Genomic DNA, 15,137 nt, shown 5'->3' on the forward strand with positions numbered 1-15,137 from the left:
GTCGTCCCGGCCACCTCAGCCTCCTGTCCATCACGTGCGGGATTCAGCCTACGACGGACGTCAGCCTCCTGCCGTACACGCCGGTTCGGCGGGATCCAGGCGCGATGTCCACTCGCTCATGGTTGTGCGGGCTCCAACTCATCACCCGGCCAAGCCGCCTGCTCCGAAGCGGCTGCGATCCAGCGCACGGACACCACGATCAGCGGGCCGCCCGGCACTGCCGATCGAAACGTCTCTTCAGCCCTTGCCCTCGTGGGCGCCGACCTTCTGGGAGACCGCGTCCTGGAGCGGTTTCATGCGGTCCACGAGCTTCTGGAAGTCGGCGGTCCGGCCATCGGACCACTGGCCCATGGCGACCACCATGACCCGGCCGTGGCCCGTGAAAGCCTGCACCAGCCCGCTGTCCGCGGGCAGAGGCGGCAGACCGGATCCGGCAGGCGGGGCCTGCACAGCGACCTGGTAGTCGTCGAAGGCCATCGCCAGCTCGGTCACCAGCTTCAGAGTGTCCTGCGGGTCCTTCATCGTGAAGACGGCCACGTTGAACTGATTGTTCCGGTCATCCTTGTAGAAGGCGATCTGCTCGCCGACGCAGCCCGCACTGTCCTCGATCATGGCAGCCAGCCGGGGTCCGACCCCGTCCGGCTCCGTGCAGGACTCCATCACGGTCGAGCCCAGCCGGGTGAAGGTGGCGCCGGATGCGCCCTTGACGTCGGCCGGGAAGAGTTCGGCGAGCGGCATCATCGGCCGAGTGCCGCCGGCCGCGGCCACCGTGCCCCGCGACGGCGCGATCGACGGCGCGGCGGAGGTAGTAGCCCTGGCGGGCGCGGACGCGGCCGGAGCAGGCGCGGCGGTGCCGTCGTCGGCTGACGCTCCGGTGTACTTCAGCACGACGAAGGCGGCGCCCGCCGCCATCAGCGCCAGCCCCAGGTTCAGCGGCCAGACCCGCCGGGCCCGGGGCGGGGGCTGCAGACCGGACTCTTCCGCTTCGAACCGCCGGACGAAATCATTCCACTCATCGTCCGGACCGCTCGGGCCCGCGGGTATCTCATGGTTGTTCGGCACGCTCGAACCCTAATGATCAGCGCCGCTCAACTGAATAGCCGCAGGTCACAGCCTCATTACTCTGTCAGTCAAAAGGGGTTCGGGCCGAGGTGTCCGGGCGTGTGGCGGCTTTCAGCGGGCACGCCTGGGGCCGCCGCGGTGCGGGCGGCGCCGGGATACGGCTTCGGGCGCGGCCTCGGGGGACGAAAAGCCGCCCGCCACGGCCGCACGCGCCGGAACCGGTGAGGCGGGGACCGGCGTAGCGGGGCCCGATGCCTCAGCGGTACGAGAAGCCGACGGCCGCTGGGCGCGACCGAGGACTGCAGTGTGGGAGATGAGAGGTGCGCAGGCCTGGCAGATCTCGGCGAGGGTCCAGACCTGCCCGATGGCCGGGTTGTGGATGAGGACCAGCAGCGGAGTACCGGTGCAGGAGGCCCTGGTGTCCTCGTGGAATCCGCACTCGGCTGCCCGGCAGGCGCACGCGGCGTGGGGGCGGACAGTGGCGAGCCGGGCGTGCGCGCGGGCGTGCTCGGCTGCGAACCGCCGCATGGCGGCCGTGTCCTTGGACCGGGGCGGCATGCGGCACGCCTCGGTGCTGCATGTGACGGAGACGGTGTGGTCGCCGTGGCCGGTCAGACGGACCGTCCAGGTCCGCCCCGGAACACGGGATCCGGGAATCGTGGTCAAAGGAGAGTTGTCCGTTCGCGTATACGGTGTTGTGCCTACTGTTCGACAGTCTCACGTGTGGCGACAGTGAATTTCACGCGGCCAAGCGCCGGCGCGGGCAGGCATTGGACGGCCGGTCACGAGGAGAACCGCACCTCAGACGAGGCGACAGTGGCCGAACACGCCCTGCAGCTCTTTTTCGCACGCCGTTCGGCAAGTGTCAACGACATGGCGCCACACCTAGGCCGTCGGAACAATCCCGGGGCCATACGCCCCACTGCAGATGGACTGCGACCGCGCCATCCACCCCTTAGGCGTTTCGGGTTGAAACCGGACTTTCCGGGACGGCCACAACCGGGCAGGGTGCCAAGGCCTGCTGCCTGTCTGCCTGCTTGCCTGCTTGCCTGCTTCATGGCGGAACGGCTCCGTGTCGCGGCCGGCTGTGTGTGAGGCGACGCCACCCCCGGAATCGGCAGACATGCGCGGGCCGAGCATCGGGCGTCCGGCAGTATGACCCCGTGGCCCTCATACCCGGAAGCTGTGACCGTGCCGCCGCCGACGACCCGGTACGGACCCGTCTGGCGGCAGCGGGTGCCGCAGTGGTGATCGTCGGCGTGGGGCTGGGCCTCAGGGCCGTGACGGCGGGGAGCGTGGCCAAGTACGGCGGAGACGCGCTGTACACCGCCCTGATCCTCGCTCTTGTCGTTGTCGCCGCGCCACGGGTGACACCCCTGAGAGCCGCCGCAAGTGCACTGACCATCAGCTGGGTGATCGAGTTCTTCCAGGTCAGCGGAGTCCCGGCGGAGCTCTCCCGGCGCAGTACCGTCGCCCGCCTCGTGCTCGGTTCCACCTTCAACCCACCCGACCTGTTCTGGTACGCAGTCGGCGCGGCCGCCGGATGGCTCATCCAGGCCACAGTCACGACCCGACATGGCCGAGGAAGCGGATCCTCCACCCGACGCGCGGCCGGGCACCGTACGCCGAGTGCCACCTCGGCCCTCCGGCGAGGCACAGCCGGTCCGGCCGGCGCACCGCACGACGAGCAGCACCAGAACCTCAGCTGACCTGACATCACACCCGCCCTGCGAGGCGCATTCAGCTTGCGAGCGGGGCCGCGCCCTGGGCATCTTCACTGCGAAGGGGGCTGGCATCGTACGGGACATGGGAGAAGCAGGAACGACACGGGAACGGGAAGCCCCGAGGCAGGGCGGCGGCATGTCCCTGCGTGAGGCGGCCTGGCGCTATCAGGCGGACGAGATCTATCCGGAAGACCTGCCGATGATCGCCGCTGAGGCGCTCGCCGCCGGGCCGGACACCCCGATGCTGTGCGAGCTCGCCGGTCTGCCGCGCAACGCTGATGCCCGCGATATCCACGATGCCTTCGAGGAAGCTCTCTGCGAGTCGGGAATCGAGTTGCCCGATCCCGTCCTGGCGCGGCGCCACGCTCTGCGCCGGCTGGCGGCGAAGTTCGTTGACGGGGAAATCGCTCTCGCCGAACTGGCAGCGGGCAACTGGTGGGAGACGGAGGTCGAAACCGACGAGGAGCGAGCGTTCGTGTCGCTGATCCCGCAATGCGAGTGCTGCATCGAGTACACGTTGGGGTTCGACCAGCGGACGTGGGCAGCAAGGATGCGGATCGCCGCACTCGCCCTGACATCATCTCCACCACTGGGATCCAGCTGGTGACCCGGCCGCGAAGGCATGACGCTCACCCGACCGCCTACTCACCGCAGCAGGGCAAGATCCGTCGGCGGCCTGCGGCCCACGGCCCCGATCAGGAACCCGGACGCATCGAGCGCAGCCGGGCCGGCCACGTCATAGACGGTCAGGCGCAGGGCGCGGACGTCGGTGATCAGGTCGGGCCACGGCTCGAACGCCGTGTCGACGTCCTTGCTGCCCGCCAGTAGGCATCGAGGTCGTCGGTCACCGGCGCCGGGGTGTTGACGCGGTGGGGGGGGCGACCACGGCGACCACGGCGACCAGGCCCGAGTAGTCCGACTTCCAGCTCTTTGCCGAACAGTTCCTCCTGGCGGTCCAGGAGCCACCGGATGTCGATGCGCAGCTCCGAGGTCCGGCCGCCCGGTTCGTGCCCGCAGACGTCGGCAGCCGCTGAGCTCACGGTCGAAGGCCTCCGCGATACCCGGCTGGGCGACGACCTCACGGAACACGGCGGTCGCCCTGCCCGGGGAGCCGGTTCTCTTCTTCGATGCCAGCTCCGCCAGATGATCGTGCACCTGAAGGACTGGAGCGTCCTTCACCTGCCCGACAAGGGACTCCGACCTTGCGGTGCGATGGCTGACGCCGACCAGCTCAAGATCCAGACCGCGCTCGGCGCAGTCAGTGATGTCGTCGCCGCGGCCCTGCGGGAACACGCCCTGCGCACCCGGCTGGCCGCCGTCGATGACGGCGCCGGCTTCAGCGCCTTCACCAACCTGGGTCGCGGTACCCCCTCAACCCGAGGTCATCCGCCGGATGGTCGTCAGGACCCGGCCGGTCCCGTCGTCGGCCGCCATCCGCCGCGAGATCGACTCGGCGGCGCGGGCGTACGACTGCTGCTGGGTGACACGGACCAGCGCGTCGGCGAGCCGTTCGGCTGTCAGAGAACGGAACGGGATCGGATCCGCCGCGGCTCCGGCCGCTGCGAGCCGCGCGGCCCAGAAGGGCTGGTCCGCGGCCACCGGCACGGGGACCGCGGGAACCCCGGCGCGCAGCGCGGCCGCAGCGGTACCGGCGCCCGCATGGTGGACCACCGCGGCCAGCCGCGGGAAGAGCAGGCTGTGCGGGACGTCTCCGACGGTGAGGACGTCGTCCCCCTCGGCCGCGAGGCCGAGGTTGCCGGCCTGGAGGATGCCGCGCAGGCCGGCACGCCGCAGGGCCTGTACGGCGATGCCGCTGACGCGCTCCGCGTCGCCGGCCGCCATGCTCCCGAAGCCGACGAAGACGGGGCGGGGACCAGCCCGCAGGAAGCCCTCCACCTGGGCCGGAAGGTGCTCGTCAGCGCCCTGGTGGGGCCACCACGTGCCCACGACCTCCAGTCCCGGACGCCAGTCGGACGGGCGGGGAACCAGTGCCGTGCTGAAGCCGTACAGGACGGGCCAGTTCGCCCGTTCCTGTCGTCTGCGCGTAGCGGAGGCGGAGAGCGGGGGCAGCCGGAGTCGGCGGCGCAGCCCCTCGACCGCCCCCTCGTACACCCGGTCGGTCATGGCCAGGGCGAAGCGCCCTGCCGCGCGGTTGCCGATGCGGCCCAGCGAGCGCCCTGCCGTGACCGTGGGCGGGAAGTCGCCGGTGGGTTCGGTGGGCTGGAGGTACACGCCCAGGCTCGGGATGCCCGCGGCCTCGGCCAGGTGCCAGCCGAGCGGGGCGGTGGTGGCCGACAGCAGCAGCAGGTCCGGTCCGTCGTCCACGACTTCGGCGAACCCTTGGCCCATCTCGGTGACGAACGCGGCAGCGGCACGCATCAGCTCCCGCCTGCCGCCGACCTCGCGGTGGGCCCGGGTGTCGCCGTGGAGCCTCCGGAATTCCAGCCCGGCGGCGCGGACGAGCGGCGCGAACGCCTCCGTGGTGGCCAGGGCGACGTCGTAGCCCGCGCGGCGCAGCTCCGCGCCCAGGCCGGTGTACGGCGCGACGTCTCCGCGCGACCCGGCCGCAGCCAGCAGAATTCTCATCGTTCTTCCCCGGAGTCGGTACGGAGGGTGATGGGGCGAGCCGCGTTGGCGTGGATCGCCGCGCACAGGTGGGCGGCAAGGCCCGGGCGTTGCTGGGACGGCGGTACGACGAGAGCGAAGGCCCGGCGATCGGCGACGAAGTCGTCCGCGATGCGCTGGTGCATGGCGGGCGGGCAGTCGGTGAACCAGCGTGTGAGGTGCCGGCGGTGTTCCTCGGCGAGGTCCATCAGCCGTTCGCCGTCGGCCGGCTCTCCGTCGTCGAAGGCAGCCAGTAGCTCGGCACGCCAGACCGCCGCCTCGCGCATGAGCTGCCGCCAGTCCTCCTTGCTGTAGGCGTCCGCGCGCCCCATGGCCTCCTGGTGCGCTGCCGAGTGCCGCCACTTGACCTGTGCTTCGGTCGCGTAACTGAGATCGAAGGTGACCTCGCCGAAGACCTCGAAGCGCTCCTCGGGAGTGAGCGACACCCCGGTCTGCTGCACCTCGATCGCCCGCTCCGCGACGTCGGCCAGCTGCTGCAGCCTGACGATCTCCTGGCTCAACTGCTGCTGTCGTGCTCGCAGGTGCTCCAGAGCGTTCGCGTTGGGATCCTGGAGTATCGCGGCGATCTCGTCGAGGGGAAAGCCCAGTTCCCGGTAGAAGAGGACCTGTTGCAGACGGGTCAGGTCCGCCTCGTCATAGAAGCGGTAGCCCGCGTGGCTGCGGCCGCTGGGTGAGAGCAGCCCCACCTTGTCGTAGTGGTGCAACGTGCGTACGGTCACCCCGGCGTACGCGGCCACTTGTCCTACGGAATACCCCATGTTCCCGTTCCTGCCTTTCGTCCGGCAAGCCACATCCTGTGGCCTGACGTAAGGGGAGGGTCAACACACGCATCGTGCACCTCTGGGGAGAGGTCGTGGTGGGGCGCCGGCAGGACCGCAGAGCGTCCTGCGGGAGGTAGCCGCCAGGGCCCGGCATCCGGCCGGGCTGGCCGTTGTGAGAGGGTCGGGCCCGGTTCAGGGCGGCCGGCCGGGACCGGGGCCACGAGGAGGGCAGTGTGGGAGGCAGCACGACCACGGCAGTGGTGCTGGTGGCGGACGACGACGCCGCCATCCGGCGCTCGCTGGAGCGCGGGCTGCGGCTGAGCGGTTTCACCGTGGTCCTCGCCGAGGACGGACCCGGCGCCCTCGCCGCGCTCGCCGCACGAATACCCGACCTTCTCGTCCTGGACGTGTCCATGCCGGGACTGACAGGTACGGAGGTGTGCCGGATCCTGCGGGATCGCGGGGACGAGACCCCCGTCCTGATGCTGTCGGCCCTGGACGAAGTGGCCGATCGGGTCGCCGGGCTCCAGGCCGGCGCCGACGACTACCTCGTCAAACCCTTCGCCCTGGAGGAACTGGTGCTGCGCCTGCACGCCCTGCTGCGGCGCAGCCCGGCGCGCAGCGCACAGGACGTACTGCGCGCCGGACCGCTGGAGATGGATCAGGCGACCCGCCAGGTGCGCCACGGCGGGACGGAGGTCCACCTCACCCGGCGGGAGTTCGAACTGCTGGCCACGCTGGTGCGCAACGCGGGCATCGTCCTGACCCGGGACCAGCTGCTGGACCGGGTGTGGGGATACGACTTCGAGGTGCGCACCGATGCGGTCGACACCTTCGTCAGCTACCTGCGCCGCAAGCTGGAGGAGGGCGGACGCCCCCGGCTGATCCACACGGTGCGCGGGGTGGGCTTCGTGCTGCGCGTGCCCGACGGGAGCGGATCGTGAAGCTCGCCACCCGGATCGCGCTCTCGGTCACCGTGGTCACGCCCTTGCTGGTGGTCGCCGCGGGGCTGCTGGTGCTCGGGCTCGTCGGCCGCGACCTGCGCCAGCAGCAGGACGTACGGCTGAACGACCGGGCCTCGGCCGTCCTGCCCGACGTACGGGCCCTGCTCACCGCCGACCGCAACGGCCGGGCGAAAGCGGAGCAGAACCAGCACCGCAAGGTGCTGGGCGACGTCCTCGACGCCGGGATCCGTGTGCAGAGTGCGGACGGGGCGACCGTCCTGCAGGGAGGGCCGCAGCCGGCCGAGGCGGCGCAGCTGCCCGAACGGACCCCGGACGGCCCGGTCACGGTCCACGTCAAGGGCCATGCCTGGCGGGTGCTGAGCGTGTCCGTGAGCGGCCCCGCGCCCGGGAACCTGTGGATCTACACCCCGGCCTCGGCCACCGACCCGCAGCTCGCCGCCGTGCGGCGCCGGGTGCTGCTGGTTGCCCTGCTGGCCGCCCCGGTCTCCGGGCTCCTCGCGTACGGGCTGGCGGGGCGCGCCACCGCCTCCGTGCGGCGGCTGAGCCGCCGGGCCGCCGAACTCGACCCGGCAGCCGGGGCCGCGGCCTTCGTCGGCACGCCGGTGAACATCGCCGAGGTGGACGAACTGTCCGCGGCGATCGGCCAGCTCCTCGCCCGCTACGACGAGCAGGCCGCCCGGACCGCGCAGGCGCTGGACACCGCCCGCTCCTTCTCCTCCGCCGCCTCGCACGAGCTGCGTACGCCGCTGATGAGCATGCAGACCGACCTGGACGTCCTCGCCGCCCACCCCGACCTCTCCCCCGCTGAAAGGGCCGAGGTGGTGCGGGACCTGCGAAGCGACCACGCCCGGCTGCTGGAACTGCTGACGGCGCTGCGGATGCTCGGGCTCGGTGACCTGGTGGAGGTGTCCGCGTTCGCGCCGCTCGACCTCTGCGAGCTGGTGGACGCGGCCGTCGGGGAGGCGGCGCGCCGGCACGGGGAGGCGGAACTGGACGTGGAGCTGCCGACGGAACTGCGGGTGTTCGGCTGGGACTCCGGGCTGAAGATCATGCTCGCCAATCTGCTGCGCAATGCGGTGGTGCACGGTCACCGGCCGGGAGTGCCGCCTCGGATCGCGGTCCGGCTGCGCACGCAGGGCGCTTTCGCGGTGCTCACCGTGGACGACGAGGGGCCCGGCGTGCCGCCCGCCGAACGCGAGGCCGTCTTCCGGCGGTTCCACCACCGGGCCGGCAGCCCGGGCTCCGGCCTCGGGCTCACGCTGGTGGCCCAGCAGGCCGCACTGCACCGGGGCACGGTCACCCTCGGCGACGCCCCCGGCGGGGCGGGTGCGCGTTTCGAGGTGCGCCTGCCGCTGGCCTCGGCGGACGAGCCGACGCTGCGCCTGCCCGCACGGCGCGACTGGATCTCCCGGGGCGACTGAGCGGGGCCCGGGGCCGGGATCGGAATCGGCGGCCGTGCGGCAGGGCGGAGTGCGGCAGGTCGCACGGTCACAAGGAATCCACAAAAACGCTCCCTAGCGTCCTGTCCGGCCGGCACGCCGTTGCACCGGCCCGTCGCACCGAAAGGGATACCACCATGTTCCGCAACCGCAGGACCGCCGCTGCGATCGGCGCCGTCGCCCTGGCCGGCGCACTGCTGTCCGCCGGCCCCGCGCAGGCCGACGGCGCTTCGCCGGCCCCCGCCGCGTCGGCCAAGTCCGCGCCGAAGGGCGACGGGGCGAAGGCGATCTGCAAGCGCCTGCCGAAGACCGAGGCCCGGATCAGCGCCGCTCTCACCCGGCTGAACGGCGACGCCACCGTCGCGGGATCGGTCGCCCGGCTCGAGCAGCGCGTCGCCGAAGCCAAGAGCGCCGGCCACACCGAGATCCACACCTACCTCAACGGCCGCCTGGCCTTCCGCAAGAGCCTGGTGCCGACCCTCCAGCAGCGCCAGACGGACCTGAAGGCCGTCTCCACCTGGTGCGCCGCGCAGGGGTCCAAGTGATCTCCACCCGCCGCGGCGCCACCGCGCTCGCCGCCCTGGCCGCGGCAGCGGTCCTGCTGCTGACCGGCTGTGGGGGCGGCGCCGACGCCCACCCCAAGGCGGAGCAGTCCGCGGGCGCAGACAGCCAGGCCGAGGAGATGCAGGCGAAGCTGGACGCCGCCGAGAGCGCGGCCTCGCAGGCGGACGCGGACGCCTCGCAGAACAACTGACCGCCCTCTGTCTCGACGGCCCGCCCGGTCCCCCGGGGCGGGCCGTCGCCTCGTGCGCGTCCGCCGCCCACGAGGAGGCCCGGGCCGGTGGCGCGCCCATACGGAACCAGCCTCATATACTGACAACAGGTTCACGGACTGACATCACATTGTCGGTTGGGAGGGGATGGGTCGCATGCCGGACGAGATGGCCTTGCTGGTGGCTGACGTGTTCGAGGCGGCGGGACTGCTGCGCAGGTCAGGGGAGGCGATCGCCGCGACCGAGGGGCAGACTCAGGCCCGCTGGCAGCTACTGAGCGTGGTCTCAGAGGAGTCCCTGACCGTCGCCCAGGCGGCCCGCCGCCTGGGCATCTCACGCCAGGGGGTGCAGCGCGTCGCCAACGATCTCGTCCGCGAGAACCTGGCCGCCTTCGAGCCCAACCCCGAGCACCGCGGCTCCCCACTCCTGGCACTCAGCCCCAGCGGGCACCGCGTCCTGAAGAAGATCACCGCCCGCGCCACCGAAACCCATCGCGCCCTGACCGTCGGCATCCACGGCGACGACATCGCCCAGACCCGCGACCTTCTGCACCGCCTCATGGAACAGCTGCGCCACCACGAAGCCGACGGGCAGACCCCCTCCGGGTAAGCCCCGCTGCGAGGGTCGACCGGCAGGCCACGGATGGGACGGACGACCACTCGTCCAGGCGATGTGAGCAGCCTCAGATTTCTTGCTGCCCAGCGCGCCGAAACCGTGCCGCTCGTAGAAGCGCCGTGCCGACTCGTTGACCTGGAACGTCCGCAGCGCCAACCCGGCCTGACGACGCTGCTTCGCCGAGTGCACGAGGCGGCCACCCAGCGGCAGAGGTGCTGGCGGAGACGCTCGCGGTGGCATCCGGGACGGGGGCCCGGGACCGGGTTCACCGGTGGCAGTTCGGGCTTGCCGTGTGCGCTGATGATGTGGTCGTACATGGGAGCCCTGGACGGCCTGGGCGTCTTCTTCCTCTCGGTGCCCCTGATGTGGCTGGCCGCTTTTGCCGACCCGCGCCGCAGGCCCGCGTCCGCGGCCGTCATGGGCGGCGCCGGAGCGCTTGTGATGGCGGCGATGGCAACCGTGCCCGGCTTCTGGTGGCGCGCCTGACCCGGACAGGGCCCCGGCCTGTGCCGTCGTCCCGGGTGGCCCGCACGGGCAGGGTGGACGCGAGTGTGGGGCCCGAACTCGTCGAGTTCGGGCCCCGCACTTGCTTCCTGCCTGCTGATCAGGCGGGGCGGCCGCCGAAGGGAACGTCCGGGCCGTAGTACGTACCCAGTTCCTCGCGGTACCCGGCGTCGCCGAGGTGCTTGTCGCGATGGAACTCGGGGGCGTTCTTGATCTGTTCCTTGGTCCGGTCGACGTAGATCTTCTCGTCGTTCGGTTCGATCCGGATCACCGTGCTCGCGGGCAGGAGGACCTCCTTGCCGAAGATCCACACCCCGGTGTCCACGACCAGGTAGGCGTCACCGACCTCATCGGAGTGCTTGTCGACCTTGCCGATGCTCCCGTCGACCGCCTCGACCTTGTAGCCGGTCAGGTCGGTACCGGCCAGGTGGCCCGAGGTCGACTTGTAACTCCACACATGCTCAGTCACGCGAAAACAACTCCTCCGGTAATCAGAGGGCGACAGGATTTCCCGCCGACCTTCCTTTTTCCGTATCGTGCCCGGCGGTCTTCGTGTTCCGCCTCAACTCCGCCTGCCCCGCCGTCGGCTCCTCATGCACGTGCTCCGGAACCGTGCAGAGGGAAACGTGGCGGTGGCCCGCCCGGCACCGGGCAGGCCACCAACTCCTCCGCCCCGCACCAAGGCGAAGACCGCTGCTACCAGCGGTACCAGCGGCCGCTGCCGCTCTTCGGGCGAGCGACGAAACCGAGCAGCCAGATCACCAGAACGGCGATCGCGGCCCACCAGAGAATCTTCAGCGCGAAACCCGCACCGAAAAGAACCAGGACCAGCAGCAGAACAAGAAGCAGGGGAACCATAGTTATCAACCTCCGAACAGACGTGTGCCCCAATAGCTCCCGCACACACCTGCGCCCGTCCGGTCCACAGCGATCCGAAAGGGCGGAATGCGGACCGCACCTGCGATTAGGCGGAAATCATGGACACTACAGAAAAGGCGCGGGTCGAGACCTGGCCGACCGGCGCAGCGTGCGCTCCCCGTCCACGCCATCGCCTCACGCCGGGCGAAGAGATGCGCCCAGTCGCGGTCCCGCTGTCGTGTCGCACGGCACGGCACGGCCGTGAGCGGGCAGTGCCGAGAAGGGGTGGGCGGGGTGATCTCCTGGTAGCCCCCCGCGGTGATCGTCCGCGGCCGTTCGGGGGACCCGTGATCCACCCCGGCGGTTTTCCCACACAGCGCGGGCATCGCTTGATGAAACGAGGGAGAGACACGATGCCGCTCTATCTGTCGCGATTCAGCTACACGCCGGAGACTTGGGCCAGGCTGATCAACCACCCCGAGGACCGCGCAAAGGCCGCGCAGTCGTACATCGAGTCCGTCGGTGGGAAGCTGCACGGCTTCTGGTACGCCTTCGGCACCCACGACGGCTACAACCTGTGGGAGGCTCCGGACAACGTCTCCATGGCCGCGGTTGCTCTGGCCATCAGTCAAGGCGGTGCGCTCAGCTCGTTCGAGACGACGGTTCTCCTGAGCATCGACGAAACGCTGGATGCACTGCGCACAGCCCAACAAGTCCAGTACCGGGCTCCCGGCACACAGCGGTGAGGCGCGCTGGTCAACCGTGTCGGACCGTAATCCGCAGGCGCGGGGCAACGAGGATGGGCGCATCAAGGCGGTGGGTGAGGATCGAGGTGCGCGCGGTGGAACGTGAGGGTGCGGGAGCGGGCCGGCGGTGACGGCGGACGAGGCGGCCGGCGCGTCGGCGCCGGAGGGGCTGGGGCCTGTTCTGGCGTGGCTGCTCGAGCGGTCCCACGGAGCGTCCGCGGTGGAGTTGGCCGATCTGATCGGTCAGGCCGCCCGCCGGCTCGGCATCACGCGGACCCGCCTGTATCTGACGGACATCCAGCAACGGCGGCTGGCGCCGCTGCCCCAGTCCGACCTCACGGTGGAGGAGCAGGACGGTCTCGACGTCGACGGGTCCCTGGCCGGCCTGGCCTACCGGACTCAGCACGTCCAGCAGTCGCGTGGCGAGGACACCGTCTGGTTTCCGATGGTTGACGGCGTCGAGCGGATCGGGGTCATGCAGACCACCGGCTCTAGGCTGGACGCCAGTCTGCTGGAGGGGGGCCGGGCGCTGGCCAGTCTGGCCACGCTGCTGGTGGTATCCAAGTCCTCGCACCACGAACTGCTCATCCAAGGCGAGCGGGGGCGGCCGATGAGCCTGCAGGCCGAATTGCTGTGGGGGTTCCTGCCGCCGCGGACCATCGGCACCGACCGGGCGACGTCGGCCGCTGTGACGGAGCCGGCCTATGACATCGGTGGTGATGCCTTCGACCACAGTTTCATAGACGGCGTCCTGCACCTGACGCTGCTGGACGCGATGGGTCACGACCTCGCCTCCGGAGGAGCGAGCGCCGTCGGCCTGGCCGCCTGCCGCTCCACCCGACGCTCCGGCGGCACCCTCCGCGAGATCGCCAGCACCATCGACCGCACCCTGGCGAAGTGGATCCCTGAGCGGCTCATGACCGCGGTCATCGCCGAACTCGACACCCTCCACGGGGACTTCACCTGGATCAACTGCGGCCACCCGCCACCGCTCCTCATCCGCGACGGCCACGTCCTGCCCGGCGCCCTCGAACGAGCCGCCCGCCTCCCCCTCGGTTACGGGTTCCACACACCCCACCCGCCGGCCGAGCACCACATCCGGCTCCAGCCCGGCGACCGTGTCCTGATCTACAGCGACGGCATCACCGAAGCCCGCTCCCCCGATGGGGACCTCTTCGGAGAGCAGCGCCTGGCCGACACGGTCATCCGCTCCACCGCCACGGGCGACAATGCCCCCGAAGCACTACGCCGCCTCATCCAGAACCTGATCATCCACCAGGACCACCGCCTGCGCGACGACGCGACCATCCTCTTGGCGGAATGGCACCCCACGCCCTGACCGCCCCCGCGGCTTCCCGGCGGGAACGGGTCGGCATCAGCCGGGCCGTGAGCGACCGGGGACGGCCAGCCCGACGGGCCCAAGCCACCGGGACCGACCAGGCGCCCCGCTGCCCGGAGCGGTGCCTACCTCACCAGGGCTCAGGCGGCGCGGCCGTACGACCCCGATCATCCGCTCGATCCCAGCCCGGCCCTTTCCCAGCTGGGGAGGTCGTGGCAGACGGACGGCCGCGTGGTCGGCATCGTCACCAACGCCACCGCCGAGGTGGAAGACGTACGGAGCGCGCGCCAGGCCGTGCTGGACGCGGGGATGCGGCCACTGGTCATCGCACCCGGTCGCCGTCCAGCGGGCCTTCGCCAAGGCGCGGTCCGTCGAGTACGACGCACTCATGGTCGTCGGCGCGCCCGCGCAGGGATGCGACACCGACGGCGCCCGGGACGGCCGACCGCCACGGCAAGGCCATCGGCGCGTGGAACGGTGCTCGGCGACTCGGCGACTCCTCCAGATCACCGGGGCCTGGCGGATGCGGTCCGGACGTTAGGCCCTCGCGCGACCGGGCAGGCGCTGGGAGACGAAACGTTCTGGGACGCGAGGGAGGCACATCTGATGACCACTGCCCGCGAGATCATGACGGAAGGCGCCGAGTGTATCGGCGCCGAGGAGACCATCCTCGAAGCGGCGGAGAAGATGAAGAGGCTGGGTGTCGGGGCGCTGCCCATCTGCGGCACCGACAACAGGCTGAAGGGCATGCTCACCGACCGCGACATCGTGGTGAAGGTCCTGGCGGAGGGCAAGGACCCCGCTCAGTGCAAGGCCGGGGAGTTCGCCCAGCGCGAGGCCGTGACCATCGGGGCGGACGACGACGCCGCGGAGATCCTGCGCACGATGGCCCGGCACAAGGTACGCCGGCTGCCGGTCATCGACGGCCACGACCTCATCGGCATGGTGACCCAGGCCGACGTGGCACGCGCCCTGCCCGACGCCAAGGTCGGCGACCTGCTGGAGACCCTGTCCAGCTGATCCGTCCGGGCCCGCCCGGGAGGCCGCTGCGGTGGCTTTCGGGACGTGCCCGGAACGCTCGCCTGCTCCCCCGTCAGACTTCGAGACGTTCGAGGAGCAGCGGGCGGTGGAGTTCCGCGACCGGGGCCAGCAGGTCCGGATGCCGGAGCAGTGCGGCCGCCCGGTGGTCGTCCGGGCCGGGCTGGGTCAGCCGGCGGAACGCGACGGGCACCGTACCCGCGTGGTCGGTCCCGTTCACGGCCAGCGCCGCCTGCACGGCGAGGGCCGGCGCGCTCAGCAGGCACGCGGCCCAGCTGGCGACGACCTCGTCCACCCAGGTGCGCCACGCGTGGTCCGGCGAGTCCGCGGTCACCTCCGGGTGGTCCGCGTCGGATCCGGCGATCCAGTCGAGGCGGTCCGACCCTCCGGGCCCGGTCAGCGCGACCAGCTGTACGTCGAGGGCCGTCGGGTACCGAAGCCAGGCGGCGAGGGTGACGGCCTGGTGGGACTGCGCTTCGGCGAGGCTGCGCTCCAGAGCACCGCGACCGGAAGGGTAGGCGCGGGTGAGCCACTGCGCCGTGGCCGCGATGAGCGGAGACAAGGAGATGTCCGTGGGCACGGCAGCCCTCCAGGGCGGGACGGGAGACGGGACATCACCGTAACGGCGCTATGACCGGTATTGGAATGGAAAGGCGTGTCCTGTCCTGGTGGCATCGGCCACAGCGGG

17 protein-coding genes and 2 pseudogenes are annotated in these 15,137 nt (G+C 71.1%); 11 read left to right on the forward strand and 8 right to left on the reverse strand.

What is annotated here, in order from left to right; translation table 11 throughout:
- Positions 1 to 237 precede the first annotated feature (237 nt).
- Complete coding sequence (locus ACFYOB_RS00115) at positions 238 to 1,062, reverse strand: hypothetical protein (RefSeq protein WP_388552196.1); 825 nt, start codon at positions 1,060 to 1,062, stop codon at positions 238 to 240.
- A 111-nt stretch (positions 1,063 to 1,173) separates the two neighbouring features.
- Positions 1,174 to 1,728, reverse strand: coding sequence for a hypothetical protein (locus ACFYOB_RS00120; RefSeq protein WP_388552199.1), 555 nt, complete (start codon positions 1,726 to 1,728; stop codon positions 1,174 to 1,176).
- A gap of 506 nt (positions 1,729 to 2,234) precedes the next feature.
- Here ACFYOB_RS00120 and ACFYOB_RS00125 point away from each other — a divergent pair.
- Positions 2,235 to 2,612 (forward strand): annotated as a pseudogene (locus ACFYOB_RS00125) (DUF2809 domain-containing protein); the annotation flags it as partial.
- 310 nt (positions 2,613 to 2,922) lie between these two features.
- A complete protein-coding gene (locus ACFYOB_RS00130; protein WP_388552202.1) occupies positions 2,923 to 3,393 on the forward strand; it encodes a hypothetical protein in 471 nt (156 codons plus the stop codon).
- Positions 3,394 to 4,157: 764 nt separating this feature from the next.
- On the opposite strand, the gene ACFYOB_RS00135 is transcribed toward ACFYOB_RS00130, so the two are convergent.
- Both ACFYOB_RS00135 and ACFYOB_RS00140 read right to left on the reverse strand, forming a co-directional pair.
- Positions 4,158 to 5,372 carry a glycosyltransferase gene (locus tag ACFYOB_RS00135; protein WP_388552205.1) on the reverse strand — a complete coding sequence of 405 codons (1,215 nt, stop codon included), beginning with the start codon at positions 5,370 to 5,372 and terminating at the stop codon, positions 4,158 to 4,160.
- Positions 5,369 to 6,169 carry a MerR family transcriptional regulator gene (locus ACFYOB_RS00140; protein ID WP_388552208.1) on the reverse strand — a complete coding sequence of 267 codons (801 nt, stop codon included), beginning with the start codon at positions 6,167 to 6,169 and terminating at the stop codon, positions 5,369 to 5,371. Before ACFYOB_RS00140 ends, ACFYOB_RS00135 begins: the two co-directional genes overlap by 4 nt.
- Positions 6,170 to 6,405: 236 nt before the next feature.
- Here ACFYOB_RS00140 and ACFYOB_RS00145 point away from each other — a divergent pair, with 236 nt between their 5' ends.
- The 5 genes from ACFYOB_RS00145 (at position 6,406) to ACFYOB_RS00165 (ending at position 9,958) form a co-directional block, all read left to right on the forward strand.
- A complete protein-coding gene (locus tag ACFYOB_RS00145) occupies positions 6,406 to 7,116 on the forward strand; it encodes a response regulator transcription factor (RefSeq protein WP_388552211.1) in 711 nt (236 codons plus the stop codon).
- Positions 7,113 to 8,558 carry a sensor histidine kinase gene (locus ACFYOB_RS00150; RefSeq protein ID WP_388552213.1) on the forward strand — a complete coding sequence of 482 codons (1,446 nt, stop codon included), beginning with the start codon at positions 7,113 to 7,115 and terminating at the stop codon, positions 8,556 to 8,558. The genes ACFYOB_RS00145 and ACFYOB_RS00150 overlap by 4 nt, the downstream gene beginning before the upstream one ends.
- Before the next feature lie 155 nt (positions 8,559 to 8,713).
- Positions 8,714 to 9,121 (forward strand): hypothetical protein, encoded by a 408-nt coding sequence (locus ACFYOB_RS00155; protein WP_388552216.1) that lies wholly within the window; start codon positions 8,714 to 8,716, stop codon positions 9,119 to 9,121.
- Positions 9,118 to 9,330 (forward strand): hypothetical protein, encoded by a 213-nt coding sequence (locus ACFYOB_RS00160; protein ID WP_388552218.1) that lies wholly within the window; start codon positions 9,118 to 9,120, stop codon positions 9,328 to 9,330. The genes ACFYOB_RS00155 and ACFYOB_RS00160 overlap by 4 nt, the downstream gene beginning before the upstream one ends.
- A gap of 175 nt (positions 9,331 to 9,505) precedes the next feature.
- The gene (locus ACFYOB_RS00165) at positions 9,506 to 9,958 is read left to right on the forward strand and encodes a MarR family winged helix-turn-helix transcriptional regulator (protein WP_388552221.1); all 453 of its coding nucleotides are present in this window, start codon (positions 9,506 to 9,508) and stop codon (positions 9,956 to 9,958) included.
- 99 nt (positions 9,959 to 10,057) lie between these two features.
- Here the strand turns inward: ACFYOB_RS00165 and ACFYOB_RS00170 are convergent.
- Positions 10,058 to 10,168 (reverse strand): annotated as a pseudogene (locus ACFYOB_RS00170) (GNAT family N-acetyltransferase); the annotation flags it as partial.
- 111 nt (positions 10,169 to 10,279) lie between these two features.
- On the opposite strand from ACFYOB_RS00170, the gene ACFYOB_RS00175 reads away from it, so the two are divergent.
- Positions 10,280 to 10,450, forward strand: coding sequence for a hypothetical protein (locus ACFYOB_RS00175; protein WP_388552224.1), 171 nt, complete (start codon positions 10,280 to 10,282; stop codon positions 10,448 to 10,450).
- Positions 10,451 to 10,568: 118 nt separating this feature from the next.
- Here the strand turns inward: ACFYOB_RS00175 and ACFYOB_RS00180 are convergent, their stop codons facing one another.
- Together ACFYOB_RS00180 and ACFYOB_RS00185 are read right to left on the reverse strand one after the other, a co-directional pair.
- Positions 10,569 to 10,937, reverse strand: a complete 369-nt coding sequence (locus ACFYOB_RS00180; protein WP_388552227.1) for a PRC-barrel domain-containing protein — start codon at positions 10,935 to 10,937, stop codon at positions 10,569 to 10,571.
- A gap of 227 nt (positions 10,938 to 11,164) precedes the next feature.
- On the reverse strand, positions 11,165 to 11,326 hold the full coding sequence (locus tag ACFYOB_RS00185; protein WP_388552230.1) for a hydrophobic protein: 162 nt from the start codon (positions 11,324 to 11,326) through the stop codon (positions 11,165 to 11,167).
- A 413-nt stretch (positions 11,327 to 11,739) separates the two neighbouring features.
- On the opposite strand from ACFYOB_RS00185, the gene ACFYOB_RS00190 reads away from it, so the two are divergent.
- The 3 genes from ACFYOB_RS00190 (at position 11,740) to ACFYOB_RS00200 (ending at position 14,431) form a co-directional block, all read left to right on the forward strand.
- On the forward strand, positions 11,740 to 12,072 hold the full coding sequence (locus ACFYOB_RS00190; RefSeq protein WP_388552232.1) for a GYD domain-containing protein: 333 nt from the start codon (positions 11,740 to 11,742) through the stop codon (positions 12,070 to 12,072).
- A gap of 127 nt (positions 12,073 to 12,199) precedes the next feature.
- On the forward strand, positions 12,200 to 13,411 hold the full coding sequence (locus ACFYOB_RS00195; protein WP_388552234.1) for a PP2C family protein-serine/threonine phosphatase: 1,212 nt from the start codon (positions 12,200 to 12,202) through the stop codon (positions 13,409 to 13,411).
- Positions 13,412 to 14,017: 606 nt separating this feature from the next.
- Positions 14,018 to 14,431 (forward strand): CBS domain-containing protein, encoded by a 414-nt coding sequence (locus ACFYOB_RS00200; RefSeq protein ID WP_388552237.1) that lies wholly within the window; start codon positions 14,018 to 14,020, stop codon positions 14,429 to 14,431.
- 73 nt (positions 14,432 to 14,504) lie between these two features.
- On the opposite strand, the gene ACFYOB_RS00205 is transcribed toward ACFYOB_RS00200, so the two are convergent.
- Positions 14,505 to 15,029 carry a hypothetical protein gene (locus ACFYOB_RS00205; protein WP_388552240.1) on the reverse strand — a complete coding sequence of 175 codons (525 nt, stop codon included), beginning with the start codon at positions 15,027 to 15,029 and terminating at the stop codon, positions 14,505 to 14,507.
- Positions 15,030 to 15,137: the final 108 nt, after the last annotated feature.

It is taken from the genome of Streptomyces sp. NPDC006463 (assembly GCF_042870715.1).
Taxonomy (GTDB): domain Bacteria; phylum Actinomycetota; class Actinomycetes; order Streptomycetales; family Streptomycetaceae; genus Streptomyces.